Origin of the sequence: Thiomicrorhabdus sp. (assembly GCF_963662555.1) — a bacterium.
In the GTDB taxonomy this organism is placed as follows: domain Bacteria; phylum Pseudomonadota; class Gammaproteobacteria; order Thiomicrospirales; family Thiomicrospiraceae; genus Thiomicrorhabdus.
In genome coordinates this window covers 1,042,536-1,069,524 of sequence record NZ_OY759719.1, presented here as the reverse complement: position 1 = coordinate 1,069,524, position 26,989 = coordinate 1,042,536, and the positions used below count along the sequence as shown (strand labels likewise).

The window sequence follows — 26,989 nt, the reverse complement described above, 5'->3', positions numbered from 1 at the left end:
AAACACCATTAATGTTTTTTTACTACTCCACCAAATCCGTATTCTCCATTTTCTAGAGGAATCACTACAACATTACCAGTTTTCCAATTCTTTACTTTTCGCACCTTGATTCCAATAGAACATAACGTTTAAACTCAGCAGACGCGTTAGCGATCGGCTGGGGTGTGCATTGTTATGTTTTTGTATTTTTATTATTCTTATTTGTAACTGCTATCGAACATAAAAACCTACTGCACAACTTGAATAAAACCTTCTTTTTGAGTGCTAATTGCAGCAAAACGCCATAAAATAACATCTACAACAGAAGCTGGTTCACCTGTTAATTCTGATATGTCACTGCAAAACTCATGAGCATCTGAATAGCCCCAATTAAAGGCCATACGCGCAAGATGGCGATCGTTCTTCGCAACATTCAATCCTAGATTCTTTGCTAGATGCCAGGATGTTATTGGCCCAATGAATGGTAATTCCTGTAGTTTCTGAATCGGGTTTTCTTTAACAGTCTTTTTGAATTCTAAAAAACCCTCATCACGGATGGTTTCCGCTACTTTGATGATTGCATTTAATTTTTTCTTATTCTTGAATGCAGAGCTTGCGGTTAATACACAGGATTGTTGGTGCTCAAATATTTCCTCAGCAGATTCCCAATCGCAGAAGCATAGAGAAATGTAGTCAAAATATTTTCGTACAGTACTTTCTCTAAAACCGGAGCACAAAATAACCCACGCGGTTTCTCGTATAAAATCTTGTTCAGAAAAGCTAGTAAACTTTAATTCTCTCTGCCATTCTATCTCCCAACCGTAACCACTTTTTAATACTGTATTTTGGGCAGTTTGAAACAATTCGAGTACTGTTGTTATCCCTAAGCAAGGCGCCATATTATTAGTCCAAATAATTAATATTAAAGTTATCTCTGATAAACAATTTTAACTTCACTAGCCATATCCAAGCACCAGGATGCTCATCAAGATATTTACTAATAAATACTTTCTTTTTATGCCGTCTTTTACCATTTAAAAATTCTTTTTCAGGAATATTAGTTCCAATGTCAGCTACAACATTATAACTATCTCTTATGCGCTGATAATCAACATCACTAGCAACTTTTGATCCGGAAGTAAATGTTCTGCATTCTGCCTTTACATTTGCATATTCTTTAAAGGATTGATGGTGTGCTTCTGCTATAGTCTTCCAGTCATTCTTAAACTGCACAACCGAAAGAAAAAAAGCGATCAAAGACATTATAGTTATAAATAAAACACGATCAAATCCGAGACTTAGTGGCAAACCAATGGTGGGCTCTACTAGAGTCAATCCAAGCAAGTAAGTTGTCGCAGCCATCAATAGATAATCAAGGAATTTGGCTCTATTACTGTACTTATCCCGTAGTGATGCGTGGATACTGCAAGATTGATCTGCTTTTCTCTCTATCTTTGAGATTTCCTCCGCCATCTGTTTAACAGCTTCACTCACTTCTTGTCTCCAAACATATCTGCCCATTGGTCAAGAGACCCAGAAGCATTTGCATTTCCCATTCTTTTCGATATTCTTCCAAGCAGGTGACTCGCGGCATTTCTCTCACTACTATTAGCATTTCCCATATAAGTATCTACGTGAACTGACTGTCCGGTACTGTCGGTCATCGGGCTCAAAACTCTAGTTTTGGAGTGTTCAAAAAAATGTGGCAGCATCGACGCAGTAGTTTTTGGACCTTTGTAATTTTTAAAAGCATCAATAGCAAGACTTTCTACATGATAACCAGATAATTGGCGTGCTTCGGGAAGTTGGCTGATTATCGCTTTAGCCAGTTTAATGGTAGGAACCAGTTTGCCGTCACACTTTTCATTGTATTTTGTTAAACCCGTATGGAATTTTTTGGGATCCACATTTGACCACTGCTTATCGCTTCTTGCAGAGGGAATTTTAACGGAATCTCCAGACTTAACAGCTGGAAGTAGCTGTATTTCCATGCCGTCACCATATGTGACGGTAACTGCAAGCTGGCCAGAACTAACCTCCGCTTCGCCTTTTAACTTGTCTTTAAGTGCGTCTTCAAAAGCCCCCAATACCTCTCTCGGGCTCTTCCCTTCTAGATCGGTACGGTTGATCATAAGTAGGCAGTCGATATCGCTTAGACCGTCCACATAAGTATGTTTGGCAACTGATCCACCATATATTTGGTCAACCTTATCTTCAATATCATCTTTTAATTTATTTAATATCTCCTCGAGACGCCGTTGAATTAATGGCACATCACGACCGTTAAACTGTGTTAAAAGTTCTGAAAGGTATTCAGATACCTTTGTTTGAAACTCTTTCGCATCGACCTTCTTTTCTTCATCGCGAACTTTTTTTGCGATATCAGAAGGGCTAGACCAACTTGAACCACCGCTTCCTCCCATATTACACCCCCGAGCTAGGATTGATTAAACTAAATGACTCCTTGAAGAGGTCACCATGGTATGAAAAAGAATTAAAATCGTGGTGCTGTAAAAAATTCCTCATTTCATGTTGTAGCTGCTTCAAAAAATAGTAGTTTTCAAAAGAGCATCTCGCTTCAATTAGTTCCGTATCCTCGCTAACTCCATATTTAATAAATGCGTAATTATGTTTGTATATTGAAAAGCCTTCGTGATATGCAAACCTTAACCAGGTTAACCCATCGAATATATCTGCTCCACAAAGAAAATATAGAGGAGTGGATATTGGGTCTAAGCTTCCGAAAATGTGAATCGGTTTATCACCTAATCCTTCTGAGTTGAGCGCAGTTCTGATCTCATATATGCTTTTCATTCTTTGCTCTTGAGTATTGCCAAGTTCTTTCTCAGTGAAGCCAACAGCATCGAATTCATCTAAGTGTTTCACATTTTTAATAACTTCTTCAATGTTTATATAGCGTTCACTATCCTCTTCGGGCTTTATCAGGATTTCACGAAATACGTTGTCTTTTTTTGGTAGTGTATTTTTCGCTCGGTCGATCTGTTCTAAAAGGTTAAACCTTTCATTTGGGTGATCATAGCTAATCACTACTGTAGGTCGCTCACACTCCCATGAATCAACTATCTTTGAGTAAAGGTCTATATTCCATTCTTGTGGAACATAGTCTTTTTTTCGTATATCTGATAATTCCATGTCAATACTTGCTTCATATCCCCCACTATCAAGAAATACAGCTTCCGTAAACTCAAAGGGACCGGACAAGTGGGCGTGGTGAATATCATATGCACTAACAAGAATTTCCGCGTCAATCACTTCTTCTGTAGCACGAAAAATATTATTTATTTCGGGGAATCCTTTACTAGAAAAGGAAGGGAGCAACAAAGGGGTTCGAATAATTTCTTTTCCCTCTTTATAAAATCCTCGTCGTTTTGCAATCACTAAAACATACTCCTATCTATGCATGAAGCGCATTGTTTACAAGGTGGGAATGCACCAGATTCACAACTATATGTCATTTCTATCGGTATTCCGGTCTCACGAAAATATTGGTAAACACTCGACTTATCCCAGTCAACAAAGGGTGCAATAAGTGATAATCGACCGTTGCAGTATTCAGATACTATATTTTCCATTTGAGTGATGAAATTCTTAGAGCAATCGTAGTATGGTGTACCCGAATGAATGCCAATTGCCAACAAACCACTGTGTACTTCTGCTGAAAAAATAGCTGAAAAGATCAAGAAAGCATTTCGACCAATAATTTCGCCATGATCATCCATTTTTGGAGCGGTAGTAACTATATATTTAACCTCAATCTCTAATTCGTCTTTTATTTTCTCTACCGCAATGCACTCTTGATGAAGAGAAGCTTGGCCATAGTCGACAAATACTGCGCTTACAGAGAAGCCCTTCTTTTTTAAGAGGTGGGCACATGATACTGAGTCAATACCGCCACTCAACAGTACAGTCGCTTTTTTTTCCGTCAATCCTTTGCTCCTTATTTAAGAATTTTATGATTGAAATATTGTTATTCCTTTAGCGGTTCTGTCCGCTTCGGGTCAAAAAACCGCCATACCTAAAACACATAACGCCTCAATCAGCCGACGCGTTAACGGTCGGCTGCATTGATTTGTTAGGAGTTTCATACTCTAGTTTTTCGATTACATTCGCCAAGAAAAGATATAGTCCCAGCAAGCCTTGTTTTGCTTCGCTTTCGGAAACTTCTGAGTGAACACCTTTTGATGCAATTTCATTAATCTTTTTAGCAAAAACCATTAAATACTCCAATTCAGCTTTGATCAGTTCGGTTGAAGTTGATTTATAAAAAGACTTTAGAACAAACTCATACAATCTATTCAGGTATTGATCATTCCCCATTCTTCTCTTTTTTCCATCAACACAAACCACTTCCGCTTGTACTGGAGGATAAAAATAGTTGGCTGCAGAGTGAATGGCCCTTCTTATTGAAGTTAGAAGTAATGCATTATCTTCCGGGCTCTTACTGCCCAATAGATCTGTTGCTTTTCTTAGCTTCTGATATGTATCATCTGATCTTGATAGAAAATATGTATTTACCTCATTCTGCACGCTCATTAGGAAAGAGTCTGCACCTTTTTGAGCGGCCAGCTGGTGCTCAATTTTTGAAGCGTAATTTAAACACCTGGTCCGAATTCTTTCCAAGATCGAACTTATACCTGTGATTCTAAGTCTCAGTTGGGATTTGGTTGAATCATATCGATCTGTAAATGCTGCTAGGTCATATCCGTCCATACCTGAAGGGGCTTTTAAATCAGAAATAGTTTCTTTTAGATGCGCTATTTCCTTTTTCATTTCTCCTACCCCCATAACCATGACCGTTTTATCTGGATCATCGGTCATACTGTATTCAAGTGTCCGACCCTCAATCCAGTGATCAGTAACGGTTTTCCACAAGAACTCTTGAGCCTCCTTTTTGAGGTCTTTTACTTCGTCATAAAATGCCTGGTCAGATTGCTTTTTGTCTGGGCGAAGCTCTTTAAGAAACAGGAGGGTGTTAAACACATCACCGACACTTCTAGATAGACGGAGACAAGCAAAAACAGCTTTATCTACATCGTCATTTTCGACGTGATCATGAATTCTCTCGATTATCTCTTTTCTAGCATCCATATGTGAATTCCGATACTCCTAACATTTAGTATAAGGCACATTCACCCGAGTATTTTAGATTGAAAACGTTTTCAGGACTATTTGCTTTAGTATTAATTAAAGCCTGTCACTTTTATAGACTATCTTGTATTACATGTCTTTTCAGGCCTAGTAAAAAAACTTTCAATATAATTTACATCAAAATAACAATAAATATAGAGTTTTTACTTATGATAAGTGCAACAATTCGAGTCAATTAATTGAGTCCATAGCTGAACTAGCTTCAATTTATCAAAAGCTTCAACAGGCTCAATACTGAATTTCACTCTAACTAAATTACTCTTAACTTAAAAAAAACGACCAGGCCTGGTAAGACGTTGGTCGTTTTGAAATGATTGGATTATTGAATCTTGCTTTATGAATCAGCAACTTCCGCTTGCTTCTTTTGCTTTGGTTTTAAAACAAACTCAGAAAGAATTAACAGGCCTGCTCCAAGCGTGATGGCGACATCAGCCACATTAAATGTTGCGTAGTGCCAACTGCCAATATAAAAATCGACAAAATCAGTGACTCGCCCTGCTAAGAAACGGTCAATCACATTACCAATTGCCCCACCTAAGACTAGGTTAATACCCCAAACTTCTGCGGTGATTTTGCTTGGTAGTTTTGATAACCAAAACATCAAAATTGCACTCACCACTAGAGCCAGGCCTGCAAAAAACCAACGTTGCCAACCACCCATTTCAGCTAAAAAACTAAACGCCGCACCGTGGTTGTAAACCAATGTCCAATTTAGGTAAGGCATAACCGCAACAGGCTCAGCAAAATTTAAATTGCTCACCGCAATGTATTTAGTTAATTGGTCTAAAACAATCACTAAAATAGCTAACCAAACCGTTTTTATGGCTGTTGAATTCTTTTGATTCATATAAATTTCCAATTAAAAAAAAGCGAATAAAAATTCGCTTTTAATCGTATTAATTTTGAAATTAAAACCGTAACGAGAAGCTTGTAGACAAGGCAGAAAAATAGGAGCTTACGAATTGTAAGTGACTGTTTTTCTAACGAAGTATCCAAGCTTCGCAGTAGGTTTTAAGCGAAATGACGAACCTCTCCGTCACCTTCAACATTATCCACACAACGCTGACATAGCTCAGGATGTTCGGCAATTTGCCCAACTTCTTCACGGTGATGCCAACAACGAGCACATTTTGGCTTGTCAGTAGCACCCGCATCAATCCACAGGCCTGGCATTTCTGATTCAATCGCTGTATCCGATTTATCAGCTAATGGTTTTAAAGTTGCTTCTGAGGTAATTAATACAAAACGTAGCTCGTCTTGTAGTTTACTCAGTTTATTGTAGATTTCATCATCACAATATAAAGTGACTTCAGCCGTTAATGAGGCTTTAATGACTTTATCGGCACGCAGTTGTTCAAGCTGTTTGGCTACGGCTGAACGCACGGCAATCATCTCTTCCCAGTAGGCTGAGTTCATTTCTGCAGTTTCATCTAAATCGGTTAAACCTTCATACCAAGTTGAAACAAAAATAGTTTCACTACGATTACCAGGAAGTTCTTTCCAAATCTCTTCTGCGGTAAAGCTTAGGATTGGTGCCATCCAACGCGTTAACGCTTCTACTATATGATATAGAGCCGTTTGTGCAGAACGACGCGCTAGCCCTTCTGTTTTACAGGTGTATTGACGATCTTTGATAACATCCAAATAGAATGCCCCTAATTCAACCGAACAGAAGTGAGTCATTGCTTGGTAAATATTGTGGAAATTGTAGCTATCGTAAGCTTCTACAATCTCTTTTTGCAATTTAGCGGCATGACCAATTGCCCACTTATCTAATGGCAATAAATCTTCATAAGCGATCATATCGGTTTCTGGGTTAAAGCCATTGATATTGGCTAATAAGAAACGTGCTGTATTACGAATACGGCGATATGAATCGGCAGTACGGCTGATGATTTCATCCGATACGGTCATCTCATAACGGTAGTCGGCCGCTGAAATCCATAGGCGTAAGATATCTGCACCTAGTTTATTGGCGATTTGCTGTGGTGCAACGACGTTACCTTTAGATTTAGACATTTTTTTACCGTCTTTATCTACGGTAAAACCATGTGTTAATACTTGCTTGTAAGGAGCTTGACCATCGGTTGCTAGAGCCGTTAGTAAAGAGGACTGGAACCACCCACGGTGCTGATCTGAACCTTCTAGATATAGATCGGCAGGAGCGTGTAGTTCTTCACGTTGACCTAACACGGTAAAGTGAGAGATACCTGAATCAAACCAGACATCAAGAATATCAGTCACTTGTTCATAGTCTTCAGCTTCTGCTCCCAGCAAAGAAGCAACATCTAAGTCATACCATGCATCGATTGATTTTTCTTCAACCAGTTTGGCGACTTCTTCCATCAGTTCAGTTGTGCGAGGATGCATTTCACCCGTTACTTTATGCACAAAGATAGCGATTGGCACACCCCAGAAACGCTGACGTGAAATACACCAGTCTGGACGACCATCAATCATACCTTCAATACGGTTTTGACCCCACTCAGGAACCCATTCTACTTTTGGAATGGCGGCCATCGCTTTATCACGTAAACCACCTTCGGTCATTGAGATAAACCATTGTGGCGTGGCACGGAAAATCAGTGGCGTTTTAGTACGCCAGCAATGAGGGTAACTGTGTTCAATGACTTCAATATGCACTAAGGCTTTATGTTCTTTAAGTACTTCGATCACATGGTCATCGACTTTAAGTACGTTCTCACCTTCAAACAAAGGCGTACCAGCCACATAGTTACCATTGCCATCTACCGGGCAATCAACTTCTAGATCGTATTTTAGACCAACCTGAAAATCTTCTACCCCGTGACCAGGTGCAGTGTGAACACAACCTGTACCCGCTTCAGTGGTAACGTGTTCACCTAAGATAAGAGGTACAACTCGGTCATAAAATGGGTGTTGTAAACGGATTAAATCAAACTGTTCACCACGACCATAGGCAATGACGTTGTATTGATCAAAGCCCCATTTATCCATAGCGTCTTTAATCATCGCTTCGGCTAAAAACAGACGTTCTGGCCCGTGTTCACCATGAACTTGAACCACAGAATATTCTAACTCTGGGTTGATTGAAACCGCTTGGTTAGCTGGTAGAGTCCAAGGTGTTGTTGTCCAAATGACAACAGACAAAGGCCCTTCACCGGTATGATCTTCTACATGATGACAACGTTTAAAAAACGCTTCTTCATCAATCACAGGAAAACGCACATCAATTGATTTTGAACGTTTGTTTTCATATTCCACTTCAGCCTCAGCCAGAGCCGAACGACCACCGACAGACCAGTAAACAGGTTTAGTACCTTTAACTAGGTGACCGTTTTCAATGATTTTTGCTAAGGCACGAATTTCATTGGCTTCAAATTTAAAGTCTTTAGTAAGATATGGGTTTTCCCAATCCGCCATCACACCTAAACGTTGAAAGTCAGCCATCTGCCCTTCAACTTGTTTTTGTGCATAGTTACGGCATTCTTGACGGAACTCAGTCGCACCAATTTTTTGGCCAACTTTACCTTTCTTTTTCTCAACATTTAGCTCAATCGGCAGACCGTGACAATCCCAACCTGGTACATACGGAGCATCAAAACCACTTAAGCCTTTTGATTTAACAATCATGTCTTTAAGTACTTTATTTACCGCGTGACCAATGTGAATATCGCCGTTTGCATACGGAGGCCCATCATGCAAAATAAACTTAGGGCGACCCGCCATGTGTTTACGTACGGTTTGGTATAACGAATCTGATAACCAAGCTTCTACTTGTGCAGGCTCTCGGTTAGGTAGATTTCCACGCATTGGAAAATCTGTTTCAGGTAAGTTCAAAGTCGGTTTATAGTCTGTCATTCGATAACTTCACTAGGTTGAGAGGGATAAGGCCTAAATAGGCCCTCACCCTATAATTAAAATTTAAATCTTGGAATCTTTCGGGCATTTAGTCCAAAAGATTAAAATACTGTTTTGCTTGTTGTGCATCTTTAGCAATTTGCTCTTTCAATGCATCTAGACCATTAAATTTCATCTCTGGTCGTATAAAGGCTTCTAGCGTAACTTGCACGTGCTTGCCGTAAACATCTTTATCCCAATTGAATAAATGCACTTCAATGGAAGGTCTTACGCCATCAACGGTTGGTCTTAATCCTAAGTTTGCTACACCAGGCCAAGGTTTATTAGCTATACCATCTACGGTTACCGCAAACACACCTTGTACAGGCATTTGCGAACGCTTGGGGTTAATATTTAAGGTTCTAAAACCAATGGTTCTGCCTAATTTTTGACCGTGAATCACTCGACCATTAAAACTAAAGTCTTTGCCCATTAACGCTTTGGCTTCTGCCAAATCAGGTTCATTCGAACCGTCTTTAGACAAAGCTGTTCTAATCCGTGTACTGCTTACTCGCTCTTGCTCAACGCCAAAAGTTGGCATATCGGTCACTGTAAAATCATTAGTCAAACCCGCTTGTTTTAAGTAAGCAAAGTCACCTTGACGATTTTGACCAAACCGAAAATCATCACCGACGACTAAATGTTTGATATTCAGGCCTTGCAACAAAATTCCATTAACAAATTGTTGGGCGGTTAAAGCGGCAAAATCCGTGTTAAAACGTACACACAATACATAATCAATATCGGTTTGTTTAAACGCTTGCAATTTCTCACGAAAATTCATTAAACGCACTGGAGCTTCTTGTGGTGAAAAAAACTCAATCGGCAATGGTTCAAAAATCATCACTACACTGGGTAAATCTAAAGCTTTTGCTTGAGCATTTACGGCCTGCAAAACTTGCTGATGACCCAGGTGTACACCATCAAAATTACCAATGGTTAACACACAGCCTTTGGCTAACTGAGCCTGATAGTGTTGCAAATTGTGAAGGCCGCGAATTAACTGCATGTGTCTGTTTCTATGTATAAAACCAAACCATAAATTATAGCCTAATGAAACGCCTAACTGTTTGTAAATATACTAAATATAGCGACTTTTTTACATTACGTAAAATATCCCCAAACTATAAATTTACCAGGCCTGGTATGCCTTGTGGCCAATATGGCATTTAGAGAGCTATTTAGAGGGCTTTTTAAGACGTTTTGTTTACTAGTTTTTTAGGGTTTAATCCCACTAAAATCAAGACTAAAGCGTAAATAATCATTGAACCAATAACCAACCCTACTAGCCAAGAGATTCGCATCCAAACATCAAATGCATACCAACTCTCTGCTGTGGGTGATGCAATGACTAAAAAGGCAATTAAAGCGGCATTGGCAATTAAGGCTTGCACAATTAATTTACCCCAGCCGTTCATAGGGGTAAACACCCCCTGCTTTGTTAGATACCAATACAGTAAACCTGAATTAACAAATGCCGATACGGTTGTGGCAGCGGCCAAGCCTACATGAGCAAATGGGCCAATCAATATTAAATTAAGCACGGTATTAGTCACCAGAGCGATAACGGCGACTTTAACAGGGGTTTTCATATCTTTACGAGCATAGAATGCAGGGGCTAAAATTTTAACCAAAATAAAACCGAGCAAGCCAAAAGAGTAGGCCATTAAACTCATGCTCGACATACTGGCATCATGAGCGGTAAATTTACCGTAAAAAAACAAGGTTGTGATTAGCGGTTGCGACAAGATTAATAACCCTAAGGTTGCTGGAAAGCCAATAATTAACACTAATCGCAATGCACTATCAATATCTTGCTGAAAACCTTGCCAATTTTCATTAGCGGCTTTTTTTGACAGGCCTGGTAAAACCACCGTGGCTAAAGCCACACCAAAGACTCCTAAAGGAAACTCCATTAAACGATCAGAATAATACAACCAAGAAACCGATCCTGTTACCAAAAATGAGGCCAAAACGGTATCAACCAACAAGTTAATTTGAGCGACTGAAACCCCAAATAATGCGGGTAGCATTAGCCGTTTTACTTCGCTCACACCTTCATCAGACTGAGTACTTGGGTGCGGTAACAAGCCTAACTTATAAAGAAACGGCAGATGAAATAGCAATTGAACCACACCTGCTACCAACACCCCCCAAGCCAATGCCATAACTGGGATATCAAAATACGGTGAGACCCAAACGGCAAAGGTAATTAATACCAAATTTAAGAATACTGGGGTAAAAGCGGGCACTGCAAACTGGTTATAGGTATTCATAATGGCTGAAGAAAAGGCCACTAAAGAGATTAATAGCAAGTACGGAAAAGTAATCGACAACATATTTGCGGCCAAATTAAACTTTTCTGGATTATCCATAAACCCTGGGGCAAAGACCATCATCCATAACGATGAGCCAAACACACCAAAGGCGGTAAGTAATAATAAAACGCCACCTAGCCTAAAACTAATGGCATTGACTAAATGTTTTACCGCCTCATGGCCTCGTTTCTCTTTGGCTTCTGCTAAGACGGGTACAAAGGCTTGTGAAAAGGCTCCTTCTGCAAACAGACGGCGAAAAAAGTTAGGTATCTTAAAGGCCACAAAAAAAGCATCCGCCCCCATACTAGCACCAAAGTAGCGAGCAATAATCACATCACGTACAAACCCTAATACACGTGAAATCATTGTCATTCCACCAACTGTTGCGGTCGCTTTAATTATTCTTTTCAATAGCCTAATCCAAAGTTAACTTTTCTGGCTGAATTGTATCAAACCCCAATCCGCATACCTATTTAATTGGGCACGTCTAAAAGGATTTTATTTTCTAAACGTCCAAAGATATGCCAATATAAATGAAAGATTCTCTAACTAATGCCTGTCTGTGCTTATACATAGTATATCTATATAAATGGCAAGTTATAGAAGTGGTAAATGACAAATACGCCTACCAACGAGGGTAAACATCATGAAAGCAGCAGAATTGTTTATTAAATGTTTAGAGAATGAAGAAGTTGAGTATATTTTTGGTATTCCTGGCGAAGAAAACTTAGATTTAATGGATGCCTTACTTGATAGCAACATTAAATTCATTTTGACTCGACATGAACAAGGTGCCGCTTTTATGGCTGATGTCTATGGGCGTTTAACTGGCCAAGCTGGTGTTTGTTTAGCCACTTTAGGCCCTGGTGCAACCAACTTAGTAACAGGGGTTGCCGATGCGAATATGGACAGAGCACCCGTGGTAGCCATAGCAGGACAAGCTGGAACTAACCGCCTGCATAAAGAGAGCCATCAAGTTTTAGATTTAGTAAATCTTTTTAAACCTATTACCAAATACAGCACACAAATTCTTACTCCTGATATTATTCCCGAAGTGGTACGTAAAGCATTTAAAGTGGCTCAAGCAGAAAAACCAGGCTGCAGTTTTATTGATTTTCCTGAAAATATTGCACAATATGATGTCGATAAAAAACCATTAAAAAAACAGAGCCCTCTGCCCTCTTACGTTAATCCATTAAAAATTCAGCAAGCGGCCGATATTATTTCTGAGGCTAAATTTCCTATCATTATTGCGGGGAATGGTTTGATTCGCTCACATGCTAGCGAAGCACTGTTTGAATTTGCGACTAAATTAAATATCCCCGTTGCAACTACGTTTATGGCCAAAGGAGCTTTACCTTGCAGTAATGAGCTATCTTTAGGTACGATTGGTTTGCAAGCTCATGACTATATCTCCTGCGGAATAGACCGTGCCGACGTAGTGATTTGTGTAGGCTACGATATTGTGGAATATCACCCACATTTATGGAACCGAAACCCAGAAACCAAAATCATTCATATAGACACTCAGCCGGCAGAAGTGGATGAATTTTATATTGTGGCGGCAGGATTAATTGGCGATATAGGCCAAGCATTATCAAGCGTTGCCGCTTTAAGCAAACGCCATATGGGCTCGCCTTATAAAGGTTTAAAACAACAAATTGAAGAGACCTTTCATAAACTTGATGAAAATCAGAGCTTTCCAATTAAACCACAGCGAATCTTGACCGATTTGAGACAAGTTCTTAACGCAGAAGACATTGTTATTTCTGACGTAGGTGCTCATAAAATGTGGATTGCTAGAATGTATCAAGCTCAAGCCCCTAATAGCTGCATTATCTCCAATGGGTTTGCTTCAATGGGTATTGCTTTGCCTGGAGCGATTGCCGCTAAACTGGCTAAACCTCAACAAGTTTGTGTTGCCGCCACTGGAGATGCTGGTTTTTTAATGAATATTCAAGAGTTAGAAACTGCAGTTAGACTCAATACCCCGATTATTGTTTTGATATGGAATGACCAAAAATATGGACTAATTAAATGGAAACAAATGAATCATTTTGGGCGTGAAAGCAATATAGCCTTTACTAATCCCGACTTTGTAAAACTGGCGGAAGCGTTTGGTGCAAAAGGCTATAAAATAGAACAGACAGAAGATCTTTTACCCACATTAAAACAAGCAATAGAAGACAACTGCGTAGTGCTTATAGACTGCCCCGTAGATTACTCAGAAAACCTAAAACTGACTGAAGAATTAGGTGAAATGATTTGCCCAACCTAACTATTACAAAAATAGAGTACCAATATGATTAAAACCACACTATTAAGCACATTATTTTTCATTGCTTTAACGCCAATTGTACAAGCTCAAGAAGACTTTAAACCCTCTAACTCTGTGGTGACATTAATGCCTATTGTTATGGACAATTTAGATATTCTTGACCTCTCTGCAAAACAACTCGATGAAGTCAGAGCGATTTCTCGTAAAAACTTTGCCGATGTTGAATACATTAATGCTGAATACAATAACCTTAAAACAGAACTTAAAGAGATTCTGTTAGATAGTCAAAATCAAAACCAAAAAAGAGCGACCGAAATTATAGATGAACTTGCCAAACTAGATAAACAACGCATGACTCTTACAATGACATGTGCTTTTAACCTAAAAAGAATATTAGGTACTAAGACTTTTGAAGAAGTGGTTTCTACTCTAGAATTTCAAAGCCACTAAACACCTATTAATCTTTTTTTACAGGTTGTTTTAATACTTTGGCTTTGTAATAAAAGCTTCCAAACGGAATTAACGACGCTAAAAATCCTAAAAAGCCTTTAACAGCAGAAAGTTGACCTCTACCAACATGGTAAAAAAGCACAATATTAAAGGCAATAAACAATCCACCATGAATACGGCCAACCCAGCTCACCACCTCAGGCATTCCAAATTGATATTTCAACGGCATTGCTACAAATAAAAGAAGTAATAAAGAGGTTCCTTCTAACAAAGCCATAAAACGTAAAAACTTCATATTCCTTTCCTTTTTACAGACAACAAAAAACCGGGCTAAACCCGGTTTTTAAACACCTATTTTACACTTGATATCATCGATTAAAAATTTCGTATTCAAGGCAAAAAACGGGAGCTTACAAAAGTAAGTGACCGCTTTTTAACGCAGAAGACGGAAGTTTTAGCGATGATAGCTTTGTAAAATTAAGCGATTGCTTTGATGCGTGCGTTAATACGACTTTTTACACGTGCTGCTTTGTTCTTAGCGATAATACCTTTACGAGCCATACCATCTAATTTAGATTGTGCAGAACGGAAAGCTACGTTTGCTGCCGCTTGATCACCAGCGTCGATAGCTGCTAGAACTTTTTTAACTGCTGTACGCATGTCAGAACGTTGTGCAACGTTTTTAATACGATTTCTTTCTGCTTGACGTGCGCGTTTTGCTGCTTGTGCTGAATTAGCCATTTTTATTTCTCCCGAAATATTGTTTTTACGTGTTAACGATCCGTAGACCTATCATTAACATTTAACACAACATTGCTCTATGCGTACACAGAAACAATGACTACGATGTAATAAGAGCGGAGATTATCCACATTTATCAACTTATGGTCAAGTTATTCATAAGTTTTTATTTAAAAATAACAAGTTACCAGGCCTGGTAAAAATAATGGTGAATTTTTAATTATCAATGTTGAATGAACAAAACACACTTCAGTTGAACAAGACATCCACCTATATACGTGTGGTGGTTTAAACAAGTTCAAGGCACTAGATTACGAAGCCTACAATCAGTACACGAGTAATCTAGTAACGCAGAAATTAAGTAAATAAGCCATTTTTACTCTCTGTGATAGGGATGATTTTGGATAACCGAATAAGCTCGATAAATTTGTTCTGCCACCAAAATTCTGACCATTGGATGCGGCATGGTGAGTTTTGATAGTCCCCATTTCCAGGTGGCTTGCTGAATGAGGCTTTGTTCTAAACCATCTGGCCCACCTACTACCAGAGCAACATCTTGACCACTGGCTAACCACTCTTCTAACTTATCGGCTAGACCTTTGGTAGTGACTTGTTGTCCGTGCTCATCTAAAACAATCAGCTGAGCACCTTTAGGAATAGCCGCCAAGATTTTTTTGGCTTCTTCGGCTTTATATTTATCTGCAGAACCGGTTTTGCCGCGAGTGGCCATTGGTAACTCTACCAATTTAATCGCACAAGATTTTGGTAGGCGTTTTGCATATTCTGCATAGCCTTCTTGCACCCATTTAGGCATTTTTTGACCAACGGTAATAAAGTGAATAACCATAATAATCTAAGAAACTAGAACTTATTCAGCTACTGCTTCAGATGCATTTTCTGCTGAAGTTTGAGCTTTAATATCCCATAGTTTTTCTAATGCGTAGTGAGCACGAGCCCCTTCTGTCATAACATGAACAATCGCATTGCCTAAATCTACTAACACCCAGTCAGGCTGTGGGCCAGCTTCAACACCTAGAGGTGGTTCACCAGCTTCTTTAAACGCTTGCTCTACATGAGAACCAACGGCTTTAACATGTGTGGTAGAAGTACCGGTTGCGACAACCATTAAATCTGCAAAACTGCTGATACCTTTGATATCAATTACTTGAACGTCTCTGGCTTTTGAATCATCTAATGTTTTAACAATTAGATCTTCAACTTCTTTCATATTCATACTCATTGAACTGGTTTGCTCCTTAATCACAATCGATTATTATGTGGTTGTGTTATGTTGTGTTTTATTTATCAATCTGGTTTATCAGTGGCTTTATAAGTGGCTTTATAAGTTAGTTTTTAAACTCGTTTTAAGTTGGTTTATAAAGCCCGTGTTCATTTATATATTCCATAACGCAAGGTGGTAGTAGATATTCTGCTGACTGCCCTGCTAACAAATGGTTTCTTACTAATGTTGAGCTTATATCAAGCTGGGTAACATCAATATCCATAACTTGACCCGCTTCAGCAGTAAACTGGGTTACGTGGTTTTGTTTGTAGATTTCACCCGACTCACCGCTCTGTGGAACCGGTTCACCAGGCCTGTGCATGACCACAATATTGGCCATTTTCAATATCTTCTGCCATTCATGCCAAGTATAAAATTTGGCAAACGCATCGGTTCCCATCATTAAAACCAAGCTAAAATCTTTAAACTGTTCTTTTAAAATGGCTAAGGTATCAGCAGTATAAGATGGTCCGCCTTTGTCCATTTCTATGGTATCCAATACAAATTTAGGTTGTTTTTGGATTGCCAATTTAATCATGTCACTTCGCTGTTTGGCTGAGACACTTGGCGTGTTTTTATGCACGGGCCTAAAACAAGGCACAAAACGAACCTGCTCAAACCCAAGGCGTTGCATAACCTCTAAAGCCGGGCGTAAATGCCCGTAATGAACTGGGTCAAAAGTGCCACCATTAATGCCAATAAATTTCATTATTCGCGAATCGTGCCGTCACCAAGCACAATATATTTTTGCGAGGTTAAGCCTTCTAAACCAACTGGACCACGGGCATGAAATTTATCGGTACTAATACCAATTTCTGCACCCAAACCATATTCAAAACCATCTGCAAATCGTGTTGAGGCATTAACCATCACTGAACTTGAATCTACTTCAGCTAAAAAGCGGCGTGAGGTGGTAAAGTTTTCAGTAATAATGGATTCTGTATGCCCTGAGCTAAATTCGGCAATATGGTCCATTGCCTCATCTACGTTTTCCACAACTTTAATGGATAAAATAGGTGCTAAATATTCAGTCGCCCAATCTTCTTCGGTTGCTGGGTTAGCTTTTATAATGGCACAGGTTTTAGCACAACCGCGGAGCTCCACACCTTTTTCAGCGTATAGTTTAGCCAATTCTGGTAAAACCGCTTGAGCTTGAGACTCAGCAACTAATAAGGTCTCCATTGCATTACACACACCGTAACGATGAGTTTTAGCATTCAAAGCTACCTTAATGGCTTTTTCTTGGTCTGCATCGTCATCAATATAGACGTGACAAATACCATCTAAATGTTTGATAACTGGAACACGAGCCCCTTCGCTGATACGTTGAATCAAGCCTTTACCACCACGAGGAATAATGACATCAACAAATTCAGGCATTGCAATTAACTCACCCACTGCCGCACGGTCAGTGGTCGCAACCACTTGTACAGAGGTTTGAGGTAAGTTAGCCGCATCTAAACCTTGCTGAATACATTTTGCCAAAGCTTGGTTTGAAAAAGCCGCTTCTGAACCACCGCGCAAAATCGCCGCATTACCAGATTTCAAACAAAGTGCGGCGGCATCTACCGTTACATTTGGACGAGATTCATAAATAATACCCACCACACCTAAAGGCACACGCATTTTGCCAATTTGAATACCTGATGGACGGTAACTCATATCACTGATTTCGCCAATTGGGTCTTGCAGTGAAGCAATTTGACGTAACCCTTCTGCCATACCTGCAATACCAGCATCGGTAATAGCTAATCGATCTAGCATAGCCGAATCTAATCCATTGGCTTTACCGTTTGCTAGGTCTTTTGCATTTTCTGACTTTAAGGTTTCCGCTGAATTTTCTATGGCTTCAGCCATAGCAATTAAGGCCGCATTTTTTTGTTTGGTTGAGGCACGCACTAAAATGCGTGACGCTTTACGGGCTTCTTGACCTAATTTTGTCATATACTCTTTTACATTCATCAACCAATTCTCTTTTTATTCATTTTTACTATTTAAATTTTCAGTTTAAATACTGTATTTTTTCAATTTACCAGGCCTGATAAAACCTTACCTTGCTATCTTAGCCACCAAATCTGACAAACCAAACCACACTTCTCTATCACTCAACGTAGGTTGTATGCCTTTAATCATCATGTCAATCTGCAAGGCTTGTTTTAATAAGTTTTGCCACTCTTGCAAGCCGTGACGTTGCATTGCTTGCGAATATTCACCTTGGCGTGACTGCCAAATACGACATTGGTTAAAAGCTTGGTTAAGCGAAACTTGCTGGGTAAGCTGAGCTAACTCAATAAGCTGCCTAATCTCTTTTGACAATAACCAAAGAATTACAGGGGCTTCAATGCCTTCTTGTTGCAGGCGAGTTAACATTTGTACACTATAGGCCACTTTACCATTTAACATCGCTGTGGCTAGAGCAAACAACTGATAATGGGCTTGATCAACTACATGCTCCAAAATATGCTCGGCAGTGACAACAGACCCCGCAGGCAAACTTAAAGACAACTTAGTAATTTCTTGATCAGCCGCTAATAAATTACCTTCAACTCTATCCGCCAATAAATTTGCGGCTTCTCGTTCTAAGGTTAAGCCTTGCAATTGAGCTTGATTTTGACACCAACCTGGTAAAGCATTAATTGGTACAGGTTTGGCCTGAACGACCAGGCCTGCAGATTCTATTGAAGTTACCCACTTAGCTTTAACTTGTCGGCTATCTAATCGTTCGCATAATACCACCAATACAATTTCTGGCGGTAACGCCTGAACATAAGCACACCAATCCTGAAAAAACTTACCACCTTCACGCCCTGGTGAACCTTTAGGCATATTAATCAAAATCATACGAGATTCTGAAAATAATGAACCTGCTTGCGTATCCATCTGCAAACTTTGCCAATCAAAGTTAGCGTCAACATCATAGGTTTCACTGGCCATATAGCCTTGAGACACAAGCTGTTTTTTTAAGCCATCTAAACTATCACGCAAAAACAACGGTTCATCACCGTATAGTAAATAGATTGGCTTAATCTCAAGATTGCCACTATTAAGTTGGTTTAAAAATGCACTGGAAAGTATCACATTAACACTCTTTGACGGAGATAACTTTGTTCAAAAATCACCTACTTATTTACTACTGGTTGAGTAACTTGGGTATTGGCAATCATAGCACGTCTAACTCTTTCAACAATTTGACTAGCAACCTGCTCACTCATAGATTTTTGTATGCTACGTAACTCACTATTAGAGGCTAAAGCGTCTGTTATATTAATTTTTCTATCACGATAAACCACACTTTCGCCACTCACAATCATTTTGCCTGTAGTCAAATTTGTCACTTTAAAAGGTTGAGTTAGCTTCATCAATTCAGAGGTAGCATCGCCCAATCTTGAGCTGGTTCTGGTAGATTTTATTTGTGTGCTCATTAGCTGGATTTGCACTTCTGCTGACTGACTTTTAAGCACCTCAACACCAGACTGAAGTAACTGTAATTTTAATGCCATCTGCACGTCTTTTGTTACCGTACCATTTACTTCTATTTGAGCTGTTTGAAACGGCAGAGAACCGCTTAGCCCTGCACCACGTAAATGAAAACCACAGCCCATCAATGAAACCATAATGACAATAAGAAAACTATTTACCCAAATTCTTTTCAGCATCCGTTAAATCCAATTAACCTTTCACTACCAAGTTCACTAAACGACCAGGCACGACTATTTCTTTAACAACTTCTTTACCGTCAATAAATTTTAGCACCCCTTCTTCCGCTTTAGCAGCAGTAAGAATCGTATCTTTATCGGCATCTACGGCAATTTCAATTTTGCCACGTAATTTACCGTTAACCTGAACCATGAGTTCGATTTCAGATTTCACCAAAGCAGACTCATCAACCACAGGCCATTGAGCATCAACCACCAAGCCTGTTTTACCTAAAGGCTGGCCTAGTGACTCAGCCAAACTCTGTGCCATATGCGGTGCCATCGGAGACAACATTAATACCACAATCTCTAAAGCTTCTTGCATTACCGAACGACCTGAATCGCTTGTTTCAGTGAATTTAGAAACTTCGTTCATTAACTCCATACACGCAGCAATCGCAGTATTAAAGGTTTGACGACGCCCCATATCATCGGTGACTTTCTGTAGGGTTTCATGCACTTTCAAACGTAAGGCTTTGGCTTCTTTGCTTAAGCCCTCTGAAGAAGTTGCCGGTTTTACCAGGCCTGCCTCTAAATGTGAATGCACTTGTCGCCATACACGATTTAAGAAACGATACGCCCCTTCAACCCCTTTATCAGACCACTCTAAACTTTGCTCTGGAGGAGCGGCAAACATAATGAATAGACGAACCGTATCAGCACCAAACTTTTCAATTAAGCCTTGCGGGTCAACAGTATTGCCTTTTGATTTAGACATCTTAGAACCATCAAGTAATACCATACCTTGGGTTAGTAGGTTTTTGAATGGCTCGTCTGAGTTAACCAACCCTTGATCACGCATTAACTTGTGGAAGAAACGTGCATATAACAAGTGCAAAATGGCGTGTTCAATACCACCAATATATTGATCGACTGGCGCCCAGTAATCAGCACGCTCATCTAACATCGCTTTGTCGTTATCTTTTGAGGTATAACGAGCGTGATACCAAGATGACTCAAAGAAGGTATCAAAGGTATCGGTTTCACGTTTAGCTCGGCCACCACACTGAGGGCATTCGCAGTTTTTAAAGCTGTCCATTTTAGCCAATGGCGAACCTGAACCATCTGGCACCACGTCTTCAGGCAAACGTACAGGCAACTGATCTTCAGGTACAGGCAATGCTCCACAGGCTGGACAGTAAATAACCGGAATTGGGCAACCCCAATAACGCTGACGAGAAATACCCCAGTCACGCAAGCGATAGTTTGTCTGTTTTTCGCCTAGGCTCTTATCACCTATTTTCTTCTCGCCCAGTGCTTTTGCCATAGCATGCAAAGCATCTTTAGACTTTAAGCCATCAAACTGACCAGAGTTTACTAAGATACCTTTTTCGGTAAAAGCTTGTTCAGAGACATCAGCCATTTCGTCGGCATTCGGTGCAATTACCGCTTTGATATCTAAGTTATATTTTTTAGCAAATTCATAATCACGTTGATCATGTGCAGGAACTGACATTACTGCACCCGTTCCATAACCCATTAATACAAAGTTAGCCGCCCAAACTGGCACAACTTCACCTGTTATTGGGTGTGTGACTCTAATTCCGGTATCTACACCTTTCTTCTCCATGGTTTCCATGTCGGCTTCCGCCGTTGAGATATGCGAGCACTCTTCAATAAAACGCTCTAAAGGTTCGTTGTTGATTGAGGCCTTATGAGCAATTGGATGATCTGAAGCAATTGCTACATAAGTCACTCCCATTAAGGTATCTGGGCGAGTGGTGTAAACATCTAATGTTTGATCTTCTTGACCAACAATAGGGAAAGAGATTTGCAGGCCTGTAGATTTACCAATCCAGTTTTTCTGCATGGTTTTAACCTGTTCTGGCCAGCCATCTAGCTTATCTAAACCTTCTAATAACTCCTCGGCGTAATCGGTAATACGTAAAAACCACTGAGCAATTTCTTTACGCTCAACTGGTGCACCAGAACGCCAACCCTTACCATCAATAACCTGCTCATTCGCTAAAACGGTCATATCGACTGGGTCCCAGTTCACTACAGACAATTTACGGTAAACCAAACCTTTTTCCATTAGTTTAGTAAATAACCACTGCTCCCAACGATAGTATTCAGGATGACAAGTAGCTACTTCACGAGTCCAGTCATACCCTAAACCAAGCGACTTTAATTGGTTACGCATGTAATCAATGTTTTCATACGTCCATTTAGCGGGTGCAACATTATGTTGCATGGCGGCATTTTCAGCTGGAAGACCAAATGCATCCCAACCCATTGGCTGAAGTACATTTTTACCTTGCATACGTTGAAAGCGAGAAATAACATCACCAATCGTATAGTTACGGACGTGCCCCATATGCAATTTTCCGCTTGGGTATGGAAACATTGACAGGCAATAATATTTTTCTTTGCTCTCATCTTCGGTTACCACAAAGGTCTGGTTTTCGTCCCAAGTTTTTTGGATATCTGCTTCAAGTTGTTGCGGGTTGTATTGCACTTCTGACATGGTGTATTTCTTCTGCTTTTTAAACGATTATTGCAAGACCAATTTTGAACTTGCTAATTAAATTAAATAAGTTCAATATTATAGTGGAAACAATCAGGGTCTGTTGAAAATTCATAATTAGATTCTGCCAAATCCATTTTTGCATCCAGCAAGGCAAAAAGAGCGTGAAACAATCATTATATTTGAGCGAATTTTTAACGCAGCTGGAGTAAAAATGGGGTTGGCTCTACAGGTTGCTCTTAAAAACCCAACACTCAGTGTTACTCATCACTTATTTGGAATGACCAAAAATCACTCTGAGTGCCTTGATTGCTGGATTTTTAAGCTGCAACAGAATCAAGTATGGATATTTAACAGACCCTACTTAACAGGAGAAAATAATGAGCGAAAATAAAATGCTTGTGGCGTACCGTACTCTTTTAAATCACGCTAAAGAGTTTGTGATTAAAACAGAAAATAAAACTTGGGAAACTTTGGGTGAAGGTATTGAAAAAGCCGAGCAAGCTGACCACGCATTGGCTGAGCTAACTGCAGAAGAATTTAAACGTGTTCAAGAAGATTTAAAAGCTGACCTTGAGCAAACTGCGGAATATTTAGCTGAGGCAGAACAAGGCGTTGAAGAATTTATTGAAATGGATTTGCCTATCTTAGAGAAATACTTAGCAGATAAAGCACTGACTTTAGCTGATCCGACCAATATTACCTTGCTTCGTTACCGTTTAGCGGCCGCTATGGATGAAAACCACCCTGTATTTTCAAAAACACACGAATAAAAACTAAACCATAGATTTAAACAAATCATTCTGTAAATACACATTTTTTAGTGTATTTACAGAGAGTTCAGAAAAGGCAAATTACCTTTTTCACTCGGCTTTGCTCATCACCCTCTACATGACTCTTTATGGCTTTAAGCTCTCAACACCTCAGAAAATCCAATCAATTTACTTTACTGTTTTCTTCACTTTTATGGCCTTCAGCTTCAATCACAGCTTCTTTTTGTAGCCACTGGCGTTTTAGATTGTGTATGTAAATAATCAAAATAAAGAACGCCGTTGAAACACCACCTAATATCAGTAATGTCATATTTTCATCTGGTACAGTATCTAATAAAATCAGCTTTCTTATGACCACCACAAAGGCAATTTCTAAAAATGTAAGTGCGTAATCAAAACTACTTTTAATAAAAAGTGCTTTTACAATCGCTAGTACGATTAGAGTAAACAGTGCATCAGTTAATAGAATCTTTATTGACGGAAAGTCTAAAACACCTTGAACCAAAATAAAATCTAATAATTTGCTAGAAATACTAAAGATACAAGCCGCAAGATAAACCACCATAAAAACAATAAAAAACAATCTAAGAACGGTGACAATTTGAGTCAAACCTGACTCAGCATCTTTTTGTACAAAAAGATTTATTTTATTAAATAAATTTTGCTGTGATTTCATGAGCATACCAAATAATGAGAAAAGCTCGTTCAATACTCATTGAGCGGCGAGTCTTTAGTTATAAATAATTATTTTTGTTAAAACAAAATTTTAAAAGCGACCTTTTAAAAAGTAACGTTTTGCTATTAAAAATCCAAAGTAGGTAAAGAGCAAAAACAGAATCGGCAAGGTTTTCCATTCGGCATAAAAGGTTAAGCCGTCATAGGGTTGAACATCACCACGCAAAACACCTTCTTGATATGCTGGAATTTGGGCCTTAATATTGCCTTTAATATCTACTATTGCGGTATAACCTGTATTGGTACTTCTCGCTATTTCTCGACCTAGCTCTATCGCTCGCATTTGCACTTCTTGTAATTGTTGTGCTGGTTCAAAAGTACCGGCAAACCAAGCATCGTTACTGACCGTAATGAGATATTTTGCTTGCGGCAAAGATTCTGCCAACTCTTCACCAAATGCCATCTCGTAACAGACACTTAACCCGGCCTCTTGGCCGCCTAATTTAAATAGTTTTTGATTATCATCGCCTGCTGTAAACTCAGCAAAAGGAATATCAAACAAACCACTTACAAAAGCAAACACGCTACTAAATGGGAAAAACTCACTAAACGGTACAAGATGTTTTTTATAGTAACGTTGCTCTGGATTATGCACATTAATTAAAGCGTTATAGTAGTTTTCAGAGTTTTCGCCACCTGCAATGACACCGGCTAAAATATCGGTATTGAGCAATTTTGCATCTTTAATAAAGCTTTTTAACGCACCTTTTTCTACTACATCGTAATAGGCTGGTATGGCGGTTTCTGGCCAAACAATAACATCAGCATCCATATTTTTTTTGGTTAAACCAATATAGGTTTTTAAGGTGGGATAAAACTCATCAGGTAACCACTTTTTTTCTTGAGCAATATTACCTTGAATCAACGCCACTTCTATCGGCTTACCAATAGGATGCACCCAATTTACATTTTGTAATAAACCACCAGTTGACCAAATCAAACATAAGGTAATACTGGCTCTCACCCAACTTCTTTCTTTAAACAACCATAAAAGCAAACCAGCTGACATGGCAACCATCCAGCTCACACCCCAAACACCTAACAGAGGTGCATAGCCGTCTAACCAGGTATCAACATGACTGGTGCCACTTAACAGAAAGGGAAAACCACCAAAAATGGTTGAGCGAACCAACTCAAGCAAAACCCATACAGCTGGAAACAGTAAAACCAATACCAGGCCTGGAGATTTTGGATTTTTAAAATACTGAGCAATCCAACCGCCAAGAGCAACCGATAATGCTAAGAACAGCACAAAGCAGAATGTAAGCACCACGGCTACTGGCAACATAACGCCAGAATAGAAATACATGCTAGAAAAGAGCCAGCTTACGCCTAAGCCAAATTGCCCAAGCCCAAACCACAAACCGATTTTTGCAGCTTCAAACCTTGATTTTGCTTCTAACCAAAGCATAAATAGCCCAGCAATAGAGGCTAGCATTAATGGAGGGAGATTAAACGGAGCAAAAGCAAAAACGCTTAACAGACCCAAAGCAAAGGAGATTAGATGTGTTTTATTGGGTGTAAATACTTTTTTTAAAAAAGCAAAAGCCGATTTCAAAAAGACTGTCCTTTATTATCAGAGCGTTGAATAAACCTTTTTCATATTTATGGTTTATTCAAATATCTCTTAGCACTTTAATATTTGATTTATTTTTAGGTACTTGTTAAACCATAATTATGACGTTACATTCTCTGAACTAACATCGTTTGAAACAGTGTTGTTTTCAGTAGATGCATTCTCAGTCTCGTCATTCTGAACAGGTTTTGCTTCAAACAGCTCTGCACGGCGATCACTAGCTTTTAATACTCTAAAAACAATACCGTGGGTTTCTATCTCTTCACCCACCACAGGAACATGACCTAATTCTGAACTTAAAAACCCGCCCATGGTTTCAGTATTTTCGGTTTCGATTTCTGTACCAAAAAACTGATTAAACTCTTCAATCGTTGTTAAAGCTTGAACAGAATAAGCTCCTCCTGCACGTTTTTGAATGCATTCATCTTCGGTAATGTCGTGTTCATCTTCAATATCACCAACAATTTGTTCTAACACATCTTCAATGGTTACCAGGCCCGCTAATTCAGCATATTCGTCAACAACCAATGCTAAGTGATTACGGCTAGATTTAAACTCTCTTAACAGAACATTTAAACGCTTACTTTCAGGAATAAAATTGGCTTCACGGTAAATTTTTTGCAAATCATCTTTATCATTTAACTCACCTTTTACAACCGCACGTAAAACGTCTTTGGCGAGTAAAATTCCAACAATTTCTTTATCCAACATAACAGGATAACGTGAATGAGAACTCTCTAACATAGTCTCTAAAATTGACTCTAAACTATCATTTGCATCAATAATTTCAATTTGCGGACGAGGAATCATAATGTCTCGCACTCGGGCTTCAGACACATCCAAAACCCCTTCAATCATTAACAATGCATCTGCATCAAGCACACCTTGTGATTGTGCATCTTTTAAAACAGTTATTAGTTCTTCTCGACTCTCCGGTTCATCTGAAAATACTTTTCCAAGACGCTCTAACCACGAAGAGCCGCTACTACTGTCACTCATTTCTTTTTCTCACCTTTACTCTAGTATTTACTTTAAGAACTACGTTTACAGAGAAAAGAAATATTTCCTTCTCTTTTTCATCGTTCTCAACGTAATAAAAACTTTAAAACATTAAAAAAATTGTATTTAGATTATTCTTTATTGGGTATCTTTATTTGTTAATTTTTTATTTAACTATTCTTCATAAGGATTGCCATAACCCAAATTTTGCATAATCTCTATTTCATGGGCTTCCATCTCTTCGGCATCATCGTCATCTATATGGTCATAGCCTTGCAAATGCAAGGTGCCATGCACAATCATATGAGCCCAATGGGCCTCTAAAGATTTATTTTGTTCTTTTGCTTCTTGAGCCACTACTTCAGCACAAATAACCAAATCACCAAGATAAGGAAGCTCTTCTCCCAAATCTACCAGGCCTGGTGGCTGTTCAAATTCAAATGATAATACGTTGGTGGGTTTATTTTTACCGCGATATTCAAAGTTGAGTGCTTGACTCTCTTCGGCATCAACAATACGGATTGTCATCTCTACAGGTTCAAACGAGCGTGGTTCTAAGATACTAAGATGTACCCATTTTTGACACTGCTCTAAGGTAGGAATCGCTTGCTCTTCAATGCCCCACTGCAAATCGATATCTAACATGTT

26 protein-coding genes are annotated in these 26,989 nt (G+C 39.2%); 3 read left to right on the top strand and 23 right to left on the bottom strand.

Going from position 1 to position 26,989, the window contains the following annotated elements; translation table 11 throughout:
* Positions 1-227 precede the first annotated feature (227 nt).
* From ACORJQ_RS04590 to murJ, 10 genes are all read right to left on the bottom strand, one after another.
* On the bottom strand, positions 228-878 hold the full coding sequence (locus tag ACORJQ_RS04590; protein WP_321326415.1) for a hypothetical protein: 651 nt from the start codon (positions 876-878) through the stop codon (positions 228-230).
* Between the two features lie 4 nt (positions 879-882).
* Positions 883-1,473: a hypothetical protein gene (locus ACORJQ_RS04585; RefSeq protein ID WP_321326414.1), complete on the bottom strand. Its 591-nt coding sequence runs from the start codon at positions 1,471-1,473 to the stop codon at positions 883-885.
* The gene (locus ACORJQ_RS04580) at positions 1,470-2,402 is read right to left on the bottom strand and encodes a CBASS oligonucleotide cyclase (RefSeq protein WP_321326413.1); all 933 of its coding nucleotides are present in this window, start codon (positions 2,400-2,402) and stop codon (positions 1,470-1,472) included. Before ACORJQ_RS04580 ends, ACORJQ_RS04585 begins: the two co-directional genes overlap by 4 nt.
* 1 nt (position 2,403) lies before the next feature.
* Positions 2,404-3,378, bottom strand: coding sequence for a hypothetical protein (locus tag ACORJQ_RS04575; RefSeq protein ID WP_321326411.1), 975 nt, complete (start codon positions 3,376-3,378; stop codon positions 2,404-2,406).
* Positions 3,378-3,926: a 7-cyano-7-deazaguanine synthase gene (locus ACORJQ_RS04570; protein WP_321326410.1), complete on the bottom strand. Its 549-nt coding sequence runs from the start codon at positions 3,924-3,926 to the stop codon at positions 3,378-3,380. Before ACORJQ_RS04570 ends, ACORJQ_RS04575 begins: the two co-directional genes overlap by 1 nt.
* Positions 3,927-4,032: 106 nt before the next feature.
* Complete coding sequence (locus ACORJQ_RS04565) at positions 4,033-5,088, bottom strand: hypothetical protein (RefSeq protein WP_321326408.1); 1,056 nt, start codon at positions 5,086-5,088, stop codon at positions 4,033-4,035.
* 394 nt (positions 5,089-5,482) lie between these two features.
* On the bottom strand, positions 5,483-5,995 hold the full coding sequence (gene lspA, locus ACORJQ_RS04560) for a signal peptidase II (protein ID WP_321326407.1): 513 nt from the start codon (positions 5,993-5,995) through the stop codon (positions 5,483-5,485).
* Positions 5,996-6,159: 164 nt separating this feature from the next.
* Complete coding sequence (ileS, locus tag ACORJQ_RS04555; RefSeq protein WP_321326406.1) at positions 6,160-8,988, bottom strand: isoleucine--tRNA ligase; 2,829 nt, start codon at positions 8,986-8,988, stop codon at positions 6,160-6,162.
* 88 nt (positions 8,989-9,076) lie between these two features.
* The gene (ribF, locus tag ACORJQ_RS04550) at positions 9,077-10,036 is read right to left on the bottom strand and encodes a bifunctional riboflavin kinase/FAD synthetase (RefSeq protein WP_321326405.1); all 960 of its coding nucleotides are present in this window, start codon (positions 10,034-10,036) and stop codon (positions 9,077-9,079) included.
* Between the two features lie 184 nt (positions 10,037-10,220).
* On the bottom strand, positions 10,221-11,756 hold the full coding sequence (murJ, locus tag ACORJQ_RS04545; RefSeq protein ID WP_321326404.1) for a murein biosynthesis integral membrane protein MurJ: 1,536 nt from the start codon (positions 11,754-11,756) through the stop codon (positions 10,221-10,223).
* Positions 11,757-11,991: 235 nt separating this feature from the next.
* Between murJ and ACORJQ_RS04540 the strand changes: the two genes are divergently transcribed.
* Together ACORJQ_RS04540 and ACORJQ_RS04535 are read left to right on the top strand one after the other, a co-directional pair.
* Positions 11,992-13,623, top strand: a complete 1,632-nt coding sequence (locus ACORJQ_RS04540) for an acetolactate synthase large subunit (protein ID WP_321326403.1) — start codon at positions 11,992-11,994, stop codon at positions 13,621-13,623.
* 24 nt (positions 13,624-13,647) lie between these two features.
* Positions 13,648-14,073, top strand: coding sequence for a hypothetical protein (locus ACORJQ_RS04535; RefSeq protein WP_321326402.1), 426 nt, complete (start codon positions 13,648-13,650; stop codon positions 14,071-14,073).
* A gap of 7 nt (positions 14,074-14,080) precedes the next feature.
* Here ACORJQ_RS04535 and ACORJQ_RS04530 read toward each other — a convergent pair whose 3' ends face one another.
* The 9 genes from ACORJQ_RS04530 to leuS all read right to left on the bottom strand — a co-directional run bounded on the left by ACORJQ_RS04530 (position 14,081) and on the right by leuS (position 22,258).
* Positions 14,081-14,368 (bottom strand): DUF3817 domain-containing protein, encoded by a 288-nt coding sequence (locus ACORJQ_RS04530; RefSeq protein WP_321326401.1) that lies wholly within the window; start codon positions 14,366-14,368, stop codon positions 14,081-14,083.
* Between the two features lie 182 nt (positions 14,369-14,550).
* Positions 14,551-14,814: a 30S ribosomal protein S20 gene (gene rpsT / locus ACORJQ_RS04525; RefSeq protein ID WP_321326400.1), complete on the bottom strand. Its 264-nt coding sequence runs from the start codon at positions 14,812-14,814 to the stop codon at positions 14,551-14,553.
* Positions 14,815-15,190: 376 nt separating this feature from the next.
* Positions 15,191-15,661, bottom strand: coding sequence for a 23S rRNA (pseudouridine(1915)-N(3))-methyltransferase RlmH (gene rlmH / locus ACORJQ_RS04520; protein WP_321326398.1), 471 nt, complete (start codon positions 15,659-15,661; stop codon positions 15,191-15,193).
* Between the two features lie 21 nt (positions 15,662-15,682).
* A complete protein-coding gene (rsfS, locus tag ACORJQ_RS04515) occupies positions 15,683-16,054 on the bottom strand; it encodes a ribosome silencing factor (RefSeq protein ID WP_321326396.1) in 372 nt (123 codons plus the stop codon).
* 124 nt (positions 16,055-16,178) lie between these two features.
* The gene (gene nadD / locus ACORJQ_RS04510; RefSeq protein WP_321326393.1) at positions 16,179-16,805 is read right to left on the bottom strand and encodes a nicotinate-nucleotide adenylyltransferase; all 627 of its coding nucleotides are present in this window, start codon (positions 16,803-16,805) and stop codon (positions 16,179-16,181) included.
* A complete protein-coding gene (locus ACORJQ_RS04505) occupies positions 16,805-18,058 on the bottom strand; it encodes a glutamate-5-semialdehyde dehydrogenase (protein WP_321326392.1) in 1,254 nt (417 codons plus the stop codon). The genes nadD and ACORJQ_RS04505 overlap by 1 nt, the downstream gene beginning before the upstream one ends.
* An 87-nt stretch (positions 18,059-18,145) precedes the next feature.
* Positions 18,146-19,174, bottom strand: a complete 1,029-nt coding sequence (gene holA / locus ACORJQ_RS04500; RefSeq protein WP_321326391.1) for a DNA polymerase III subunit delta — start codon at positions 19,172-19,174, stop codon at positions 18,146-18,148.
* Between the two features lie 41 nt (positions 19,175-19,215).
* Entirely contained in the window at positions 19,216-19,752 is a 537-nt protein-coding gene (locus ACORJQ_RS04495) for an LPS-assembly lipoprotein LptE (protein ID WP_321326389.1), read from the bottom strand.
* A gap of 13 nt (positions 19,753-19,765) precedes the next feature.
* Positions 19,766-22,258, bottom strand: coding sequence for a leucine--tRNA ligase (gene leuS / locus ACORJQ_RS04490; RefSeq protein WP_321326387.1), 2,493 nt, complete (start codon positions 22,256-22,258; stop codon positions 19,766-19,768).
* 380 nt (positions 22,259-22,638) lie between these two features.
* Between leuS and ACORJQ_RS04485 the strand changes: the two genes are divergently transcribed.
* A complete protein-coding gene (locus ACORJQ_RS04485) occupies positions 22,639-23,031 on the top strand; it encodes a zinc ribbon-containing protein (protein WP_321326385.1) in 393 nt (130 codons plus the stop codon).
* A gap of 163 nt (positions 23,032-23,194) precedes the next feature.
* Here ACORJQ_RS04485 and ACORJQ_RS04480 read toward each other — a convergent pair whose 3' ends face one another.
* The 4 genes from ACORJQ_RS04480 to ybeY all read right to left on the bottom strand — a co-directional run bounded on the left by ACORJQ_RS04480 (position 23,195) and on the right by ybeY (position 26,986).
* Positions 23,195-23,707 carry a hypothetical protein gene (locus tag ACORJQ_RS04480; RefSeq protein ID WP_321326383.1) on the bottom strand — a complete coding sequence of 171 codons (513 nt, stop codon included), beginning with the start codon at positions 23,705-23,707 and terminating at the stop codon, positions 23,195-23,197.
* A 90-nt stretch (positions 23,708-23,797) separates the two neighbouring features.
* Entirely contained in the window at positions 23,798-25,324 is a 1,527-nt protein-coding gene (gene lnt, locus ACORJQ_RS04475; RefSeq protein WP_321326382.1) for an apolipoprotein N-acyltransferase, read from the bottom strand.
* A 117-nt stretch (positions 25,325-25,441) separates the two neighbouring features.
* The gene (locus ACORJQ_RS04470; protein ID WP_321326380.1) at positions 25,442-26,341 is read right to left on the bottom strand and encodes a CorC family transporter; all 900 of its coding nucleotides are present in this window, start codon (positions 26,339-26,341) and stop codon (positions 25,442-25,444) included.
* Between the two features lie 174 nt (positions 26,342-26,515).
* Positions 26,516-26,986: an rRNA maturation RNase YbeY gene (gene ybeY, locus ACORJQ_RS04465; RefSeq protein ID WP_321326378.1), complete on the bottom strand. Its 471-nt coding sequence runs from the start codon at positions 26,984-26,986 to the stop codon at positions 26,516-26,518.
* Between the last annotated feature and the right edge of the window lie 3 nt (positions 26,987-26,989).